A 17813-nucleotide genomic window follows, 5' to 3' on the forward strand; every position below is an offset into this window, starting at 1 on the left:
CTCCACGTACGAGGTGGCACTGCCGCTGCACCCGGAGTAACGCACCCTGCCGATGGTCTGGTACGTGCCTCCGCTGTCGCCCGTGCTCGACGCCGTCGACGCGGCGGGCGGCAACCAGAACGATCCCGACCACGTCTTCGCCGCGGTCACCCGCCTGCGCATCCCGCTGGAGTACCTGGCGGAGCTGTTCACCGCCGGGGACCCGGACGTCGTCGCCGGGGTGCTGATGAAGCTCACCACGCTGCGCTCGTACATGCGGGAGCGCACCCTCGGTGAAACCGGTGACGAGGCCGTGCTCAAGGCCGTCGGGCTCACCGCCCGCGAGGCGCAGGACTTGCACCGTCTGCTCGCCGTCGCCAAATACGCCGACCGCTATGTCGTCCCGGCCGCGCACGAGGAGGACGCTGCCGCGCTGACCGCGATGGAGAACCGATGCCCGGTCGAATCGTCCGGCGACCCTACGGACAACGGCGGGCGACGGGTGATGCTCGGCATCCCCACCCTGCGCCGCCGTACGCCCGAAACCCCCGCCGGAGGCCACCTGTGAGCCCGCTGCCCGCAACGATTCCCGCCCTCGTGCGGACGCGCGTCCGGGCGGCCGTACGCCGTCCGGCCCGGCTCACGCCCGAGGAGAGCGACGCGCGCATTCTGCTGCTGCGGTTGTGCTCGCTGCTGCTGCAGTACCCGGACGCCGAACTCATCGCCGCCCGAACGGTATTGACGACTGCCGTCGAGGGACTGCCGTCCTCGCCTGCCGCCGAACGCCTGGCCGCCTTCACCACCTGGTTCACCGGGCAGGAGCCCGAGGCGCTGGAGCGCCATTACGTCGAGATGTTCGACCTGCGCCGCAAGAGCAGCCTCTACCTCACCTACTACCTGCACGGCGACACCCGCCGCCGGGGCATGGCCCTGCTCACCTTGAACCGGCGTTACCGGGCCGCGGGCTGGGATACCGACGGGGGAGAACTGCCCGACCACCTGCCGGTCGTGCTGGAATTCGCCGCCCTGGCCGGTCCAGGTGGCGGCGAGGCACCACTGCGCCAGCACCGGCGCGGGCTGGAGCTGATCCACCGCGCCCTGACCGACGCCGGCTCCCCCTACCGACACGTCCTGGCCGCCCTGCTCACCCTGCTGCCGCCACCCACCGAGGCGGACCGCGCGGCGGTGGCGCAGCTCGTCGCCGAGGGCCCACCGAGCGAAGAGGTTGGCCTCGGCCCCTACAGGACGTACGGGGACGGGGAGTTCGCACCTCCGGGCACCTTCGTGCCGCCGGCGCCGGCCCCGCCGACCCGTGTGCCACCCGCTTCGACCAGTCGTACGGAAGGCCCCCGATGAACGCCGTACCCACCCCCTTGGCCGCCGCGTCCACGAGCGGTGCCGACCTCCTCCTGTGGGTCGCCATCCCCTACATCTGTCTCGCCGTGTTCGTCGTCGGGCACGTCTGGCGCTACCGCCAGGATCAGTTCGGCTGGACCTCCCGCACCAGCCAGCTCCTCGAACACCGGTGGCTGCGCTGGGGAAGCCCGCTGTTCCACCTGGGCGCCTTCATGGTGATCGGCGGACATGCGGTGGGCCTGGCGGTCCCCGCCTCCTGGACCGAGGCCGCCGGGATCAGCGAACACGCGTACCACACAACGGCCGTATGGGCGGGTTCGGTGGCGGGCGTCGCCATGGTCGCGGGGCTTGGCATGCTGTGTGCCCGGCGGCTGCTGACCCGCCGGATCCGGCTGGGCACCGACCGAAGCGACAAGCTGCTCTTCCCCCTCCTGTCCGCCACCGTCCTGCTGGGCATCACCGCTACCGCCGCCCACAACGTCTTCGGCGGCTACGACTACCGCTCCACCGTCTCCGTCTGGTTCCGCGGCCTGTTCACCCTCCAGCCGCAGCCCGAGGCGATCGCTGGAGCACCGCTGCTGTTCCAGTTGCACGCCCTGACCGCCTGCCTGCTCTTCGCAGCCTGGCCGTTCACCCGGCTGGTTCATGTGTGGAGCGCCCCGATCGGATACCTGGCCCGGCCGTATCTGGTCTACCGACGGCGGGCCACACCGGCCGCAGCCACACCGGCCGCAGCCCCGACGGCAGGGGGCCGGCCACGGTCGGCCTCTGGCTCCCGGCGAGCGGCATGAGTCACAGCGCCGCTCAGGGGGCGGCCCTGACGCGGTGGCCGCCGCAGCCCGGCGTGCCGGAGAACTCGCCGCCCGGTGGGCCGGTGAGGCCGACCATGGCCCGGGCTCCGGGGCCGCATGACGAGCCCCGCCGCCGGTCACGCCCAGGATCCCTGCGCTGCTGATCTTGCGTTTGGCCCGTTCGGACCCCTGCTCGACCGGTAGGACAACCGCGCAAGCCCAGGGCGCCATCCGTCATCTGAATGGAGCACCGCGCATGAGACGCCCGGGCCCACGGCGGCAGTACGACGGGGCGTGATGGCTTCCTCGCGAAGTGCGGTCCCGCAGCAGGCCCCATGGTCAAACCAATCCGGTCAGCCGTCCCAGGTCCAGTCGGCGACCTCGGGCAGGTCGGTGCCGTGCTCCCGGATCCAGTCGTGGTGGCGCAGCCGGGCGTCCTCCATCCGCTGGCGCACGACGGCGGCACGGACGGCGAGCCCTGGGACGCGGTCGATGACGTCCATGACCAGCCGGTAGCGGTCCAGGTCGTTGCGCACCACCATGTCGAACGGGGTGGTTGTGGTGCCGATCTCCTTGTAGCCGCGCACGTGCAGGTTCCGGTGCCCGGTGCGCCGGTAGGCGAGCCGGTGGATCAGCCACGGGTAGCCGTGGTAGGCGAAAATCACCGGCTTGTCGGCGGTGAACAGGCCGTCGTACTCGAAGTCGCTCATCCCGTGCGGGTGTTCCTCGCTCGGCAGTAGGCGGGCGATGTCGACGACGTTCACCACGCGCACCGCCAGCTCTGGCAGGTGCCGGCGCAGCAGCTGGGCGGCAGCCAGCACCTCCTGGGTCGGGACGTCGCCCGCGCAGGCCAGCACCACGTCCGGTTCGCGGGTGCCGTCCTCGGTGCCGGCCCAGTCCCAGATGCCGGCGCCGCGCGCGCAGTGGACCTTGGCCTGGTCCATCGACAGCCAGTCGAAGCAGGGTTGCTTACCGGCGACGATCACGTTCACGTAGTCGCGGCTGCGCAGCGCGTGGTCCGCAACGGACAGCAGGGTGTTGGCGTCCGGCGGCAGGTAGACCCGTACCGCCTCCGGGCTCTTGTTGAGGATGTGGTCGACGAAACCGGGGTCCTGGTGGGAGAAGCCGTTGTGGTCCTGCCGCCACACGTGCGAGGTGAGCAGGTAGTTGAGGGAGGCGATGGGGGCCCGCCAGGGCAGCCGTCGGGTGACGCGCAGCCATTTGATGTGCTGGTTGACCATCGAGTCGACGATGTGCACGAACGCCTCGTAGCAGGAGAACAGCCCGTGCCGGCCGGTCAGCAGGTAGCCCTCCAGCCAGCCCTGGCAGGTGTGTTCGGACAGGATCTCCATCACCCGGCCGTGCCGGTCCAGGTGTTCATCCACGGGCAGGGTCTCGGCCTGCCACGCCTTGCCGCTGGCAGCGTAGACGGCCTGGAGGCGGTTGGAGGCGGTCTCATCGGGGCCGACCAGGCGGAAGTCGCGCCGGTCGGTGGTGGATCGCATGACGTGTTCGAGCAGGTCGCCCAGGACGCGGGTGGGTTCGTGGAGGGTCGCGCCGGGCTTGTCGACTTCGACGGCGTATGTCTCAAGCGGCGGCAGGGGGAGTTCGCGCAGCAGCAGTCCGCCGTTGGCGTGCGGGGTGGCGCCGAGCCTGCGGTCGCCTTCGGGAATGCAGGCCAGCACCTGGGGACGGGGGTGGCCGTGTTCGTCGAACAGTTCTTCCGGGCGGTAGGAGCGCAGCCATGCCTCCAGCTGCCGCAGGTGGTCGGGGTTGTCGCGGACGGCAGCCAGCGGGACCTGGTGGGCGCGCCAGGTGCCTTCGACCGGGAGGCCGTCGACCTCGGCCGGGCCGGTCCAGCCCTTCGGGGTGCGCAGCACGATCACGGGCCAGCGGGGGCGCTCGGTGACGCCGTCCTCGCGGGCGGTGCGCTGGATTGCGGCGATGCGGTGCAGCGCGCTGTCCATGGCGCCGGCCATGGAGCGGTGGACGGCGGCCGGGTCGTCGCCGGTGACGTAAATCGGGTCGTGGCCATACCCATTGAGGAGCGCGTCGAGTTCCGTTTCGGGGAGCCGGGCGAGCACCGTCGGGTTGGCGATCTTGTAGCCGTTGAGGTGGAGGATCGGCAGGACGGCGCCGTCGTGCACCGGGTCCAGGAACTTGTTGGAGTGCCACGAGGCGGCCAGCGGGCCGGTCTCCGCCTCGCCGTCGCCGACGACGCAGGCGACCAGCAGGTCTGGGTTGTCCAGGGCGGCGCCGTAGGCGTGCGACAGCGAGTAGCCCAGTTCGCCGCCCTCGTGGATGGATCCGGGTGTCTCGGGCGCTACGTGGCTGGGCACGCCGCCGGGGAACGAAAACTGCTTGAACAGCCGTCCCATGCCGGCCGCGTCCCGCGTGATATCTGGGTAGGTCTCGGAGTACGAGCCCTCCAGCCAGGAGTTGGCGACCACGGCAGGCCCGCCGTGGCCCGGCCCCCAGATGCACAGGGCGTTCAGGCGGCGGGCCTTGATGACACGGTTGAGGTGGGTGTGCACCAGGTTCAGCCCGGGGGAGGTGCCCCAGTGGCCGAGCAGTCGCGGTTTGACGTGCTCGGGGCGCAGTGGCTCGGTCAGAAGGGGGTTGGCCATGAGGTAGATCTGGCCGACGGCCAGATAGTTCGCGGCGCGCCAGTGGGCGTCCAGCGTGCTCAGCTCTTCGCCGGAGAGCTGGGCGGGCGCCTGCTGCGTGTCGACGGACATGGGGAATCCCTTCTTCCACAACGGATGGTCCGGTGGGTCCGCAATGCCTTCCACCCTCCCCCACCCGACCGGCGCCCGCCAGAGGGCTCACCGCGACACACCGGTTCACGGAAACCGGACCGCTCGCAAAGCTGAGAGAGCTGAGGGCCTTTCGTCACGACACCGAGCCGGACGCGCGGCCGTCCCCCGGTCTCCAGCGGATCCTGTGGCGGGCCGACGGCCGGCATTACTGCACCAGGAAGCGCGCGGCCGCCGGGAGTGCCGTTCGTCCCCACCGCGAGGGCCGCTCGCCCCGCGCGAGACCCCCGCTGCCGTCCGCCGCCGTGGATATGAAATTTCGACCTCGAACCGGTCAAGCATGTGAAGGAAGACCGGGCCCCACGTATGGGATGGCGGAGATGAGCCCCTTCCTGGACGCTGAAGGATCACCTGCCCGGTCTGCGCCGGGCGGCACCACGAGCACGTCGATGGTCCCGCGCCACGGTCTCGAGCAGTGCGTCGTCGCCGGGGCGGTGTCGTCGGCCGGCACCCGGGCGCCCTCGCGCGACCAGCTGTAGCGCTCGCAGGGGTCCTGGTCGGCGAGGTCCATCAGGTCGGTGCGGGCCCCCGGTTCGTCGGCGGCGTTCCACTCGTACCAGAACTGTGGCAGCTGTCAGTTGTCACTGGAACCCGATCAAGGATACCGACGCAATTCCCGGGCCACACGGGCCAGGTTCACCCCGTATCCGACGCCGAACGCGTGCGGCGTGAAGAAGGCGTCGACGTCCGGATCCCAGAACTCGCGGACGATCTTCTCCAGTGTGGGCCGCCGGAAGTCGTAGGGCAGTCCAACGATGCGCCCCGTCCAGGTCCGCGACTCCGACGGTTTGCGCAGCTCTTTCGCCAGGGCTGCGGCAACGACCGCGCCGACGGCAACGAGCACCACGTTCCTTTGCAGTCGCCTGTTCATGGTCAGAAGGTACGCGGCGTTCAGGCCTCGGCCAAGGGCGATGGTTTCACGGCCGGCGTACAGCGCACCGCCGACCACCACGGCGTCGTACGACGCCACGCTCGCCACCGACCCCGCCGGCAGCGCCTCGGCCGTCAGTCCGTCGTTACGCAGCACGGCGGCCACGGCTTCGGCGATCTGTGCCGTCGATCCGCTCTTCGTTCCGTAGGCGACCAGGACCTTGCCGGTCATGGCGCTCTCCTTCCTCTCACGCACCTGTCACAGCCTGCGCAGCCAGTCGTCGACCACGCCGTGCAGGGCCTGCTCGGCGGGCTGGACGCGCGGTCACGGCCCTCACTCCCGCCGCGGCACGACGGCAACCGGGCAGGCCGAGTGGTGCAGGACCGCGTGGGCGACGCGGCCGAGCTGGAGACCGTAGTGGCCCTCGCGGCGCCGGGCTCCCACGACGAGCAGGTCGGCGTCGGCCAAGGCGTCGAGCAGTACCCGGCGGGCGTGGCCCTCGACGGTGCGCCGGTGGACTTCAGCGTCGGCCGGGACGTTCTGCAGGGCCGCTTCCAGCTCCTCCACGGCCCGTTCCTTGTGCAGCCGGGCGGGTTCGCCGGCCATCAGGGGGTGATCGGTGATCTCGTGCGCGGGGCAGCGCCAGGCTCGTATGGCCTCCAGCGGCACGCCACGGCGTTGCGCCTCCTCCACGGCGAAGCGCACCGCCGCCGCGTCCGCCGGCTTGTCACCGACGCCCAGGACAATGCGGCGTGCCCCGGGACGGACCCGGTTGTCGTGACTACCGCGCAGCACGATCACCGGGCAGTGCGCGTGGCCGGCCACCGTGACAACGACCGACCCGAGAAGCGCCTCGGCCAGACTGCTGCGGCCGCGCGAGCCCAGAACCATCGCGGCGGCGGTGCGGCTCTCCCGTACCAGCGCGTACTCCGGTTCCTCGGGCAGCACGTCGGTGGTGACCTTCACATCGGCCCGGCGGCTGTGAGCACGGCGCGCGGCGGTCGCGACGATGTCCTCCGCTGTCACTTGTTCCTCGGGCTTGCCGAGGTCCTGCGCGAGGGAGGTGCCCTCGTACCGCTCCCACAGCGAGGCGTACAGCAGTCGTAGTGACGCGCCTCGCAGGGCGGCCTCGTCGGCCGCCCAGTCGACGGCCCGCATGCTGGGCTCCGAGCCGTCGACACCGACGACGATCGGGAGGTCCATCGTCCTCACCGTCCCGCGCCGAGGTCGAAGACGACCCGGGCCTTGATCTCGCCGCGCAGCACCGCGTCGATCGACTCGTTCACGGAGGCGAGCGGACGGGTCTCGTAGATGACCTTCGTACGGCCGGCCGCGTGGAGCTGGAAGACCTCGGTGAGGTCCTGTCGCGTGCCGACGATGGAGCCGATCACGGAGGTGCCGTTCAGGACGGTGTCGAAGATGGGGACCTGGATGGTGCCGTGTGCGGGCAGGGCCACCATCACGAGCTTGCCGCCGCGCCGCAGACCGGAGTTGACGGCCTCGAACGCGGCCGGGTTCACCGCGAGGGCAATCGCCGCGTGGGCACCGCCGTGCGCCTTCAGCTCCTTGCCGACATCCTGCTTGCGGGCGTCAATGACGATGTCGGCGCCGAGCTCGGCGGCTAGCTGGAGCTTGTCGTCGGTGACGTCGATCGCGGCGACCGTAGCGCCGGCGATCTTGGCGTACTGCAGGGCGAGGTGGCCCAGGCCGCCGACGCCGGAGATCGCGACCAGCTGCGCGGGCTTGACGTCGGCGACCTTCAGAGCCTTGTAGGTGGTGACGCCGGCACAGGTCAGCGGGGCGGCCTCGAAGGCGGTGACGCCCTCGGGCACGGGCTGGGCGAAGTCGGCCCAGGCCAGCATCTTCTCGGCGTATCCGCCGTCGCAGCCGTAGCCGGTGTTGACCTGCTGCTCGCACAGCGTCTCCCAGCCGGACAGGCAGTGCTCGCACCGCCCGCACGCCCGGCCCAGCCACGGCACCGCAACCCGCTGACCGACGCTCAGATGCGTGACGCCCTCACCGAGCTTCTCGACGAGGCCGACGCCCTCGTGGCCGGGGACGAACGGCGGGGTGGGCTTGACGGGCCAGTCACCGTGCGCGGCGTGGATGTCGGTGTGGCACAGCCCGGAGGCCTCGACGCGGACGCGGACCTGGCCGGGACCGGGCTCGGGGTCGGGGCGCTCCTCGATGACCAGGGGCTCGCCGAAGGCTCGTACGACTGCTGCCTTCATGGTCTCTTCTCTCTTTCTGCAGTGGCGCGTCAGTCGTGCGCGACGACGGCGACGGGGGCGGTGGCGTGATGCAGGACGGCATGGGTGACGGTGCCGATGTGGGCGCCGACGGAAGACCGGCGGATGCGTCGGCCGACGACGACCAGGGAGGCCTCCCGAGAGGCGTCGATCAGGAGGTTGGACGGGCTGCCGTAGCGGGACTCCGCCAGGACCTCGACGTCGGGGAACTTCTGCCGCCAGGGGCGCAGTTCCTCGGTCAGGACGGTGGAGTCGATCTCCGCCAGCTCCCGCTGTACCGCGGCTTCCAGGGCCATGCCGTAGGCGTAGTAAGGCGGCGGGTTCCAGCCGTGCACGACGCGCAGCGGCACGTTCCGGCGCGTGGCGGCGTCGAAGGCGAACCCGATCAGCGTCTCGTCGGGGCTGCCGACGTCCAATCCGAGGACGACGGGACGGAAGGGGGCGGCGGTGGACGAAATGCCGGCCTTGTCCATCTCGTGCTCGTCGGTGGCCTGCTTTCCGGCGCGGACCAGGACGACGGGCCGCTCGGTGGACGCCACGACCGCGAGGCCGACGGAGCCGACCAGGAACCCGCCGAGTCCGCCCAGGCCGCGAGAGCCGAGGACGAGCAGTTCGGCGTCCTGCGCGACGCGGGCCAGGGCCTCGGCGGGCCGTCCGGTGACGTGTTCGGTGGTCACCTCGACGCCGGGGTGGCGCAGCCGTAGCCCTTCGGCGGCCTCGCGCGGCACCCTCTCGGTCCAGTGCTGATGGGTCTCGACGCCGAGGAGCGGGGCCTGGGCCATGGGCTCCGGTACCGGTTCCCAGACCTGGACGAGCCTCACCGGTAGTCCGCGCAGCTTCGCCTCGCGGGCAGCCCATTCGGCGGCAGCCCGGCTCTCGGGCGAGCCGTCGAGACCTACGGTGATGGTGCGGGGCATGATCTCCTCCTCCTGAATCGGGGACCCGAAGGGGCCCGATTCCAGCGTCGTGTTCAGGGGGTCTTTCGGGGCAGGGGCCACTGGTCCTTCAGCGGGACCGATGGACCCTGGCGCGACGGGTCCCAGGGCGAGGGGCTGTCGCGCCGTGGGGCTTTCAGCGCAGCCAGGTGTGGTCGCGGACGATCGGGAGCCGCGCCCACAGCCGGCCCAGGCTCCAGGTGGTACCCGCGCCCGCGGCCGCCACGGCGATCAGTGCCACCGCGTAGATGACGTGGTAGTCGGCGAGGGGATTCGTCGACATGCTCGGCGACCCGTCCGACAGGTGCTTGGCCGGCGGCCACTCAGCGATCCACATCAACGCCATCATCGCCGTGCCCGCCACCGCCGCCGGCCGCAGAGCCACACCGGCCATGACGGCCACACCGATGCCGAGCAGGCCCAGCATGAACAGCCAGTCCGCCCAGGCGTCACCGGCCCACGAGTGGAACGTCGACTCCATCGGTCCGGCGGCAACGGAACCGAGGAAGCCCCTCGTCGGCGACCCGCCGTCGATCCAGCCCTTGCCGGACGCGGTCGCGTAGCCGAAGCCGAAAGTCTTGTCCAGGAACGCCCACAGGAAGACGAAACCGGTGAGCAGACGCAGGGACGCCAGGGCGTAGGCCCCCACGGCGTGGGTGTCGGTGCGTGCCGACACGGCGATCGCGGAGCCGGTACGGTTCCTGCGGAAGGACAGGTGGAAGCCCGGACTCCGGTGAGGGTGCTCGTGCACGGCCATGGCGGTGATCCCTTCGGGGATGTCTGGTCGTTGTCCTGACGCTCCTCACTCTTGTCGCGGGAGCCGCGCACCGCCGGATGCCGAAGGTCTGCGGCCGTTGGGCTGAAGGTCCCTTTCTGCGGGGCCCATTGGGCGAACGCGTTGTGCACGGCACACGTGGGACCCTGTGGGCATCTCGTGGATCACGCCCCCCAGCTGGAGTGATGGCGGCGCTCCGGAGGATCCTGAAGGCGAAAGGCGGCTCATGACCGACGTCTCGGACGGACACATTCCCGGGTGGCACCGCCTGGTGCCTGGCCTCGCCACGCTTCTCGGCTATCGGCGTGCGTGGCTGAAGGGCGACCTGCTGGCCGGAGTGACCGTGGCGGCCTACCTCGTGCCGCAGGTCATGGCGTACGCGGGTGTGGCCGGGCTGCCACCGGTCTCCGGGCTGTGGGCGATCCTGCCGGCCCTGGCGCTGTACTCCCTGTTCGGTTCCTCGCGCCTGCTGTCGGTCGGTCCCGAGTCGACGACCGCCCTCATGACGGCCACCGTGGTCGGCCCGCTCGCCGCGGGGAACTCCGGGCGCTACGCCTCGCTGGCGGCCGCCCTCGCGGCCACAGTCGGGCTGCTGTGCCTCGTGGCGCGGACGGTACGGCTGGGCTTCCTCGCGGACCTGCTCTCCCGTCCCGTCCTGATCGGCTACCTCGCTGGCTTGGCCCTGATCATGATGGTTGACCAGGTGCCCAAACTCACCGGGGTGAGGACGACCGGCTCCGGGTTCTTCCCCCAACTGTGGTCGTTCGTCAGCCATCTGACGGAAATCCATCGGAACACCGTCGTCTACTCGGCTGCCGCGCTCGCCTTTCTCTTCCTGGTGACCCGTTACGTCCGTGCGCTGCCCGGGCCGCTGCTCACCATGGTCCTCGGTACGGCGGCCGTGGTGGCCTTCGACCTCGACGACCGGTACGGCATCAAGGTGATCGGCAAGGTCCCCTCGGGGCTGCCGGACCTCGCCCTGCCGGACCTGAGCGAGCTGCCGCACCTGGTGCTGCCTGCCTTCGGCGTGCTCCTGGTCGCCTACACCGACTTCATCCTCACCGCACGGGCGTTCACCGGCCGCGAGGCAGATGGGCCCGGGCTCGACGCCAACCAGGAGTTCCTCGCCCTGGGCGCGGCCAATCTGGGTGCCGCTGCCGTGCACGGCTTCCCGGTGAGCAGCAGCGCCAGCCGCACCGCCCTCGCCTCCTCCACGGGCGCCCGCAGCCAGGTGTACTCCCTGGTCGCCGGGGTAGCGGTACTGGCCGTCCTGCTCTTCCTCAGTCCCCTCCTGACCCGCACCCCCTCCGCCGTGCTGGGCGTGCTCGTCGTCTACGCCGCCGTGCGGATGATCGACCTCGCGGGCTTCCGCCGCCTGGCGTCCTTCCGCCGCCGCGAACTGCTGCTCGCGCTCGGCTGCCTGGCCGGGGTGCTCGCCCTGGACATCCTGTACGGCGTGATCGTGGCTGTGGGCCTGTCGGTGGCCGAGTTGCTGACCCGGGTGGCCCGCCCGCACGACGCGGTGGAGGGGCTGGTGCCCGGCGTGGCGGGTATGCACGACGTGGACGACTACCCCCAGGCCCGTACGATCCCGGGTCTGCTGGTCTACCGCTACGACTCGCCGCTGTTCTTCGCCAACGCGGAGGACTTCCGGCGCCGTGCGCTGGCCGCGGTCGCCCAACAGGCCGATCCCGTCCTCTGGTTCGTCCTCAACACCGAGGCGAACGTGGAGGTCGACATCACCGCGCTCGACGCGGTCGACGAACTGCGCCGCGAACTGAGTGGCCGCGGCATCGTGTTCGCCCTCGCCCGGGTCAAGCAGGACCTGCTGGACGACCTGGAGGCGTACGGTCTCGCGGACTCGGTCGGGACGGATCTCATCTTCCCGACTCTGCCGACCGCGCTTGCCGCCTACCGTCGGTGGCTCGAGGCCCGGCCCGGCTGACTCCGGTCGCAGGTCAGCCGCCCGCGAGGTTCGGACGGATCAGCGTGCCCGACCTGCCGTGAACGATCTCGTACGCCGCGTCCAGAGCACCGATCGCGGCCAGGCCTCCGGTGCGCTCGACGAACCGGGCCGCCGCCTCGGCCTTGGGCCCCATGGAGCCGTTGGGGAAGCCGCCGCGTCGCAGCTCGTCGGGTGTCGCATCGAGGACGGGCCGCTGGTCGGGTGTCCCGTAGCCCTCGTACACGTTGGGTACGTCGGTCAGGATGAGCAGGAAGTCCGCCTTCAGGTCCTCGGCGAGCAGGGCCGCGGTGAGGTCCTTGTCGATGACGGCTTCCACCCCGGTCAGTGCTCCGGTGTCGCGGTCGGCGGTGACGGGGACGCCCCCGCCGCCGGCGCAGACCACGAGCGTGCCGCTGTTGAGCAGGTCGTGGATCGTGTCGGTTTCCACGATGTGTTCGGGCACTGGGGAGGGCACGACCCGGCGCCAGCCGCCCGTGTCCTGTGCGATGTGCCAGCCACGCTTGCGGGCGAGGGATTTCGCCACGTCCCGGGGGTAGACCTGGCCGACGAACTTCGTGGGCCGTTCGAAGGCCGGGCCCGCAAGACGGTGTGGGTGACGAGGGTGGCGATCCGGCGCCCAGGCAGGGCGTCGTGCAACGTGCAGGCCAGCAGAGAGCCGATCATGCCCTGGGTCTGCGCGCCGAGCAGATGGAGCGGGTAGGGGGCGGCCGCCTTGAGGTGGGCCGCCAGGTCCAGGAGGTGGTGGATCTCGGCGGGGGTGAAGTCGAGTTCGCTCAGGTAGGAGCGGCCTCGCAGGTCGACGGTCATGGTGTTGTTCCCCTTGCTGGGTCAGGCGGCCGGGTTGCGTTCGATGGGGCAGCTCATGCAGCGCGGGCCACCGCGGCCACGGCCGAGTTCAGCGCCGGCGATGGTGACGATCTCGATGCCCTGCTTGCGCAGGTAGGTGTTGGTGGTGACGTTGCGCTCGTAGCCGACGACGACGCCGGGGGCGAGGGCGAGGAAGTTACTGCCGTCGTCCCACTGCTCGCGCTCGGCGCCCCGGATGTCCTGCGGTGCGGACAGCATGCGGACCTTGTCCAGGTCGAGGGCCTCGGCCAGGGCCGTCGCCAGGTCGGAGTTCGCCGCGACGTCGAAACCGGTCTCCCGGGTATCACTGGGACGCAGGGTCCACGAGCCCGATCAGCGCGAGCAGCACCGAGCCCCCGGTCCTGTGCCCGGTGTTGACGAACACCTCGACGTAGCCGACCCACGCCACCACGATCGCGGCGTTACCGGCCCACGCGGTGATCCAGTAGGACCAGGCGTTGAGGAAGCCGGCAAACTCGCCGAAGGCCTCGCGGGCGTAGACGTAGGGCCCGCCGCTCGCGGGAACACGCTTCGACAGCGCCCCGAAGGTCAGGGCCAGCGCGAGCGCGCCGAGGGTCACGGCAACGAACGCGACGAGGGAGATCGGCCCGTACGGGGCGAGGGCGGAGGGGAGGGCGAAGACTCCTGTACCGATGATGCTGCCGATCACGAGCGCGGAGGCGGCGGGAAGGCCGAGCGCCGCTGTGGGCGCCGTCCCCTTTCCGTCTCCTGTGGTTCTGGGCATGGTCGTGCTCCTTACGCAGGTCGCTACACGGGTGGGCCGATCCGTGAACGAGCTTTCTGCGTCGGTGCCGAGCACGGGCAGTGGCCACACGTCCCGTGAACGGCCCCATGGTCCCGGTGCCGGAGGTCCGGTCAGCCCAACCCGCCCGGTCGACGGGTCAACTGGTCCTGGAACTTGGGCCGTACGCCCCACGACCTTGGGCCTGTCGAACCGCTTCACGGCAACGGGGCCGGTTCGACAGTGGGAGGGCAGGCACCGCGGCCGGTCCATCCAGACCCGCCGACAACGAGCTGCGCTGCCGCGTCCTTGTGGCTCGTTCGATGTGGGGCAGTTCTCCCGCGGAGCCCCAGGATCCGCGAGGACATCCGCGCGGCCCGCGTGTCGGGGAGGCACGACGCTCGCGCCACGGCCGCCGCCCTCGCCGTCGGCGAAGTGCTCGCCCACCGCCTGCGCTCCGCCGCGACCCGACTGCTGGACATCTACGCCCCGCACGGCGCCGGCAGTGCCATCTGAGCGGGCCGAAGTGACGAAGAAATCACCATGCCCGGGACCCCGCACATCGTCAGCGACGTCATGTCCCACACGGCCGCCGCCGTCGGTCGGCAGGCCGCGTTCAAGGAGATCATGCAGCTGATGCAGGACTGGAAGGTCAGCGCCCTGCCCGTCCTCGAAGGCGAGGGCCGCGTGGTCGGCGTTGTCTCCGAGGCCGATTTACTGCCGAAGGAGGAGTTCCGCGACAGCGACCCCGACCGGTACACGCAGCAGCGTCGTCTCGGCGAACTGGCGAAGGCCGGCGGCCTCACCGCGGAGGACCTGCTGACCTCCCGCGCCCTCACCATCCACGCGAACGCGACGCTCGCACAGGCCGCGCGCACCATGGCGCACGCCAAGATCAAACGGCTGCCCGTCGTCGACGAAGTCGGCGCGCGCATGCGGGCGATGTTGGTCAGGGACTCGGAGAGGAAGGCCACCACGTCGCCCTGCCGACGGCCGATCATCCTCGTCGGGGCCACTTTATCGGCCTGCGACAGACGGCGGTATGAGATCAAACTCACTGGCCAGGGAGGAAGGCATGCCGGGCGGTGCGGGCAGCGGCAATTACAGGTCCTTCCGGCCCCGGGGCTTCAGCGCCCTTCCTGCCTCTGCCGGTCCTGGACCTGGGTGGCTATGACCGCGGCCTGGATACGGCGCTCCACGCCGAGCTTGGCGAGCAGTCGGGAGATGTGGTTCTTCACCGTCTTCTCGGCGAGGTACAGCCGCTGGCCGATCTGGCGGTTGGTGAGGCCCTCGCCGATCAGGGCGAGGATCTCCCGCTCCCGCTCGGTCAGACCGGATAGGGCGTCCGGCTCCTCCTCCTGCTGCTGCCCGCCCCGAAGACGGGCCATCAGTTTGGTGGTGGCGCTCGGATCCAGCAGGGACTGGCCGCGGACCACGGTGCGTACGGCGGACACCAAGTCTGATCCTTGGATCTGCTTCAGAACGTATCCGGACGCGCCCGCCATGATCGAGTCCAGCAGCGCCTCTTCGTCGTCGAAGGAAGTCAGCATCAGGCAGGCCAGCTCCGGCATGCGCGAGCGCAGCTCCCGGCACACGGTCACGCCGTCACCGTCGGGCAGCCGGACGTCCAGGACCGCCACCTGCGGGCGCAGTGCGGGGACGCGCACCAGCGCCTGCTCCACGGTGCCGGCCTCGCCGATCACATCGATGTCCGGTTCGTCGTTCAGCAGGTCGCGCACTCCACGTCGTACCACCTCGTGGTCGTCCAGCAGGAAGACCCGGATCGGGCTGTCGGGGCCGGGCTGCTTGCTGTCCGCCATCATTCGCTCCCTGGTTCCGCGTTCCTCGTCGATGTCCACTTGGACCGTATCGGTCTCCGTGCCGGGATCTTTCCCGGATCCGGGGCGAAGGGCCAGGGCCGGTCGGCCCTGTTTCCACGGAGTCTCCGGCAGCCAGAAGCAGCGGTGCCGTGCGGGGACGAACTGGCCGGCCGGACACGTGCATGTCGAGGACCACGCCCCCTGGCGGCTCCCGGCAGCCGGTCGGACCTACACTGCCGAAGGGCGAGTCCGGCGGTCCTGCAGGGGAGGCCCTACGGCCCCGTTCCTGGGGCCTGACAGCCCTGGGCCCACGCCGGTCCTCGCAGAAGTCTGAAGTCGCTGCCCAACGATCGAAGGAGCGGAGCAGATGACTGCGAAGGACACCGGCACCCACGTCACCTCCACCGTCGCAGTACAGGTGCGAGCGGAAGGCGATGTGGACGAAGAGGCACTCGCGTACGTTCGGACCAAGGTCGGCACAGCCCTCAACCGGCCCGGAGTTCCAGACGTCAGCGGCGAGGTGAGGATCTCGAAGGCAGCGGCGCACCACGTCGAGCAGCCCTGGTCTGCCGGGGCCGAGCTCGTCGTGGGCAACATTGTTGTGGTCGTGCACGCCCAGGAGGCGACGGCACATGAACTGGCGGACCGGCTGCAGGACCGCCTTCGCAGCCAGATGACTCGGGTCCTGCACCGCAAGGAAGCGGCCCGCAGGTCGGCCACTCCCCCACCGTGGCGTGGTGGCCAGGCCGTCAGCGGGCGGGGTTAGAGTCTCCCGGCCCTCCGGTGCAAGGCGGGTCGGCCCTCCACCAGGTACGTCTGGGCCCTGCGCCGCGGCGCAGGGTGGCTGCGAGGCTGAAGGGGCGGCGAGGCGGCAGGCAGGTGCCTCGATGTAGAGGCACTGCCACCCAGCGGGGAGCAAGGCCTGCCTGTCTCCTGCTCGCACCGTGAAGGAGGGAAGCGCCATGAAGACGCGTACCGTCGGCGAAGTCATGACCAGCGAGGTCGTCTGCGCAAGCCGACAGACGCTGTTGGACGACGTGGTGCGGTTGCTGGATCGGCACCGTATCCGCGCACTGCCGGTCGTCGACCACGATGACAAGGTGGTCGGGGTGGTCTCCGGCGCCGATCTCGCGCACGGCTTTGTGGCCACGACCGCGGGAGAGTTGATGACGACCCCGGCGATCACCATACATCCGGAGCAACGTGTTTCGGATGCCGCACGGCTGATGGAACGTCAGGACGTCGACCGCCTGCCCGTGGTGGATGAGGAGGACCGCCTCATCGGTATCGCCACCCGCCGCGACCTGCTACGGGTCTTCCTGCGTACGGACGAGGAGATCCGTCAGCAGGTGGTGGAGGAGGTCATGGTCAGCGCGCTGGGCCTGCCACCCGGCGCCGTCGCCGTTTCCGTCCGGGACGGCATGGTCATGCTGGAGGGACGCCTCCACCACCGTAGTGACGTCCCTCTGGCCGTTCGGTCGACCTGGCGTTTGGAAGGCGTCGTCGGTGTGGTCAGCAGGCTCGGGTTTGACATCGACGACTGCCGCCCTGCGCAGCCGGCCGCGCACCGAGTCGTCCTGAACCGGACACCCGAGCGGCGCATGTCACGCCCCGATGAACCCTAGAGCCGACCCCCGACGCCGTGGGCATCGAGCCGTCCTTCCAGGCCCTCGGCATCGACGAGCGATCCTTCCTCGACGCGCTGCCCCGGCAGGCCCTGAACGCCTACGACGACCAGTGCGCGCCCGCCAACCCGCGGATGCCCATGCTCGACGACATGCAGGACATCATGCGCACCGCCTACTACTGGGGTGGGCAGGGCCGGCCGGACGCGGACGAGGGCCGAACGGCCCTGGTATAAGGAGCTCCGGTGCGGTTCCAATGACCTGATCGAGCCTGCCTGTGGGGCCCACTTCACCCGGGTGCCACGGACAGGCAGCCGCCCACGGCTCAACTCAAAGGGACGACTTACATGCCGTAGCGGCGCGCCCCGGCCGTCGCCACGGCGACCGGCCACGCGACAGCATCCGCGCGTCGGCCGAAGACACACCACCGTGAGCAACGAAACCGTACGGAAGCCTGCCATGACCATCGACCACGCCCAGACCCTTCCTGCCGGACCGCGCCGGAGCGTCGAGCTCGACAGTGACGAAGCCTTGCGGCTGCTGGGCAGCGTGTCCTTCGGGAGGATCGTCTTCACTCGTCACGCGCTGCCGACCATCTGCCCAGTGAACCACGTCTTGGACAACGGCGACATCGTCATCCGCACTCACGAGGGCGCGGCGCTGACCTCGCGCGCGCGGCAGGCCGACGGCCAGGGCGTGGTCGTCGCCTACGAGGCCGACGTCATCGACCCGGACATGCACCTCGGTTGGAGCGTGATGGTCACCGGTTACGCCCACCTGGTGACCGAGCCGAGTGAACTGGCCCGCTACCGCGCACTGCTCAACCCCTGGGTGAACCAGACCATGGACTATGCGGTCCGTATTCGCCCAGACTTGATCACCGGCATCCGACTCACCGCCGCGAACGCCTGATCACGGCCCACGAACCGCCGAGATCAGTCATATGGCGCGGTCACGTCCGGTGGCGTGGTGTAACGACGGCCACGCGGTGATCCACTGTGAAAGCTAGGCGGTGAGGGCTGCCGGGTCGGTTGTCTCGGTG

General features: G+C 70.4%; 13 protein-coding genes and 7 pseudogenes. 10 read left to right on the forward strand and 10 right to left on the reverse strand.

What is annotated here, in order from left to right; translation table 11 throughout:
* Window positions 1–7: 7 nt before the first annotated feature.
* From narY to narI, 3 genes and pseudogenes are all read left to right on the forward strand, one after another.
* Window positions 8–547: pseudogene (gene narY, locus AB0915_RS20785) on the forward strand (nitrate reductase subunit beta); the annotation flags it as partial.
* Entirely contained in the window at window positions 544–1335 is a 792-nt protein-coding gene (gene narJ, locus AB0915_RS20790) for a nitrate reductase molybdenum cofactor assembly chaperone (RefSeq protein ID WP_366692484.1), read from the forward strand. The pseudogene narY and the gene narJ, both read left to right, overlap by 4 nt.
* Window positions 1332–2126 carry a respiratory nitrate reductase subunit gamma gene (gene narI, locus AB0915_RS20795; protein WP_366692485.1) on the forward strand — a complete coding sequence of 265 codons (795 nt, stop codon included), beginning with the start codon at window positions 1332–1334 and terminating at the stop codon, window positions 2124–2126. The genes narJ and narI overlap by 4 nt, the downstream gene beginning before the upstream one ends.
* Before the next feature lie 353 nt (window positions 2127–2479).
* Here the strand turns inward: narI and AB0915_RS20800 are convergent, their stop codons facing one another.
* The 6 genes from AB0915_RS20800 to AB0915_RS20825 all read right to left on the reverse strand — a co-directional run bounded on the left by AB0915_RS20800 (window position 2480) and on the right by AB0915_RS20825 (window position 9754).
* Complete coding sequence (locus AB0915_RS20800; protein WP_366692486.1) at window positions 2480–4864, reverse strand: phosphoketolase family protein; 2385 nt, start codon at window positions 4862–4864, stop codon at window positions 2480–2482.
* A gap of 673 nt (window positions 4865–5537) precedes the next feature.
* Window positions 5538–6044: a flavodoxin domain-containing protein gene (locus AB0915_RS20805; protein ID WP_366692487.1), complete on the reverse strand. Its 507-nt coding sequence runs from the start codon at window positions 6042–6044 to the stop codon at window positions 5538–5540.
* A gap of 102 nt (window positions 6045–6146) precedes the next feature.
* Window positions 6147–7016, reverse strand: coding sequence for a universal stress protein (locus AB0915_RS20810; RefSeq protein WP_366692488.1), 870 nt, complete (start codon window positions 7014–7016; stop codon window positions 6147–6149).
* 5 nt (window positions 7017–7021) lie between these two features.
* Window positions 7022–8044 carry a zinc-dependent alcohol dehydrogenase gene (locus AB0915_RS20815; RefSeq protein ID WP_366692489.1) on the reverse strand — a complete coding sequence of 341 codons (1023 nt, stop codon included), beginning with the start codon at window positions 8042–8044 and terminating at the stop codon, window positions 7022–7024.
* Window positions 8045–8073: 29 nt separating this feature from the next.
* On the reverse strand, window positions 8074–8979 hold the full coding sequence (locus tag AB0915_RS20820; RefSeq protein ID WP_366692490.1) for a universal stress protein: 906 nt from the start codon (window positions 8977–8979) through the stop codon (window positions 8074–8076).
* 154 nt (window positions 8980–9133) lie between these two features.
* The gene (locus tag AB0915_RS20825; RefSeq protein ID WP_366692491.1) at window positions 9134–9754 is read right to left on the reverse strand and encodes a hypothetical protein; all 621 of its coding nucleotides are present in this window, start codon (window positions 9752–9754) and stop codon (window positions 9134–9136) included.
* Window positions 9755–9998: 244 nt separating this feature from the next.
* On the opposite strand from AB0915_RS20825, the gene sulP reads away from it, so the two are divergent.
* Complete coding sequence (sulP, locus tag AB0915_RS20830; RefSeq protein ID WP_366692492.1) at window positions 9999–11717, forward strand: sulfate permease; 1719 nt, start codon at window positions 9999–10001, stop codon at window positions 11715–11717.
* Window positions 11718–11730: 13 nt separating this feature from the next.
* On the opposite strand, the pseudogene AB0915_RS20835 reads toward sulP, so the two are convergent.
* The 3 pseudogenes from AB0915_RS20835 to AB0915_RS20845 all read right to left on the reverse strand — a co-directional run.
* Window positions 11731–12545: pseudogene (locus AB0915_RS20835) on the reverse strand (carbamate kinase).
* A gap of 21 nt (window positions 12546–12566) precedes the next feature.
* Window positions 12567–12911 (reverse strand): annotated as a pseudogene (locus AB0915_RS20840) (arginine deiminase family protein); the annotation flags it as partial.
* Between the two features lie 49 nt (window positions 12912–12960).
* Window positions 12961–13329, reverse strand: a pseudogene (locus AB0915_RS20845) (amino acid permease); the annotation flags it as partial.
* Between the two features lie 423 nt (window positions 13330–13752).
* Here AB0915_RS20845 and AB0915_RS20850 point away from each other — a divergent pair.
* Window positions 13753–13842, forward strand: a pseudogene (locus AB0915_RS20850) (regulator); the annotation flags it as partial.
* 27 nt (window positions 13843–13869) lie between these two features.
* Window positions 13870–14253 (forward strand): annotated as a pseudogene (locus AB0915_RS20855) (CBS domain-containing protein); the annotation flags it as partial.
* 200 nt (window positions 14254–14453) lie between these two features.
* Here AB0915_RS20855 and AB0915_RS20860 read toward each other — a convergent pair.
* Window positions 14454–15146, reverse strand: coding sequence for a response regulator transcription factor (locus tag AB0915_RS20860; RefSeq protein ID WP_366692498.1), 693 nt, complete (start codon window positions 15144–15146; stop codon window positions 14454–14456).
* 367 nt (window positions 15147–15513) lie between these two features.
* On the opposite strand from AB0915_RS20860, the gene AB0915_RS20865 reads away from it, so the two are divergent.
* From AB0915_RS20865 to AB0915_RS20880, 4 genes and pseudogenes are all read left to right on the forward strand, one after another.
* Window positions 15514–15912 carry a hypothetical protein gene (locus AB0915_RS20865; protein ID WP_366692493.1) on the forward strand — a complete coding sequence of 133 codons (399 nt, stop codon included), beginning with the start codon at window positions 15514–15516 and terminating at the stop codon, window positions 15910–15912.
* Window positions 15913–16108: 196 nt separating this feature from the next.
* On the forward strand, window positions 16109–16771 hold the full coding sequence (locus AB0915_RS20870) for a CBS domain-containing protein (protein WP_366692494.1): 663 nt from the start codon (window positions 16109–16111) through the stop codon (window positions 16769–16771).
* Window positions 16772–16782: 11 nt separating this feature from the next.
* A pseudogene (locus tag AB0915_RS20875) lies at window positions 16783–17007 on the forward strand (hypothetical protein); the annotation flags it as partial.
* Window positions 17008–17230: 223 nt separating this feature from the next.
* A complete protein-coding gene (locus tag AB0915_RS20880; RefSeq protein ID WP_366692499.1) occupies window positions 17231–17683 on the forward strand; it encodes a pyridoxamine 5'-phosphate oxidase family protein in 453 nt (150 codons plus the stop codon).
* Window positions 17684–17813: the final 130 nt, after the last annotated feature.

Origin of the sequence: Streptomyces sp. NPDC048411, assembly GCF_040704695.1 — a bacterium.
Lineage (GTDB): Bacteria > Actinomycetota > Actinomycetes > Streptomycetales > Streptomycetaceae > Streptomyces.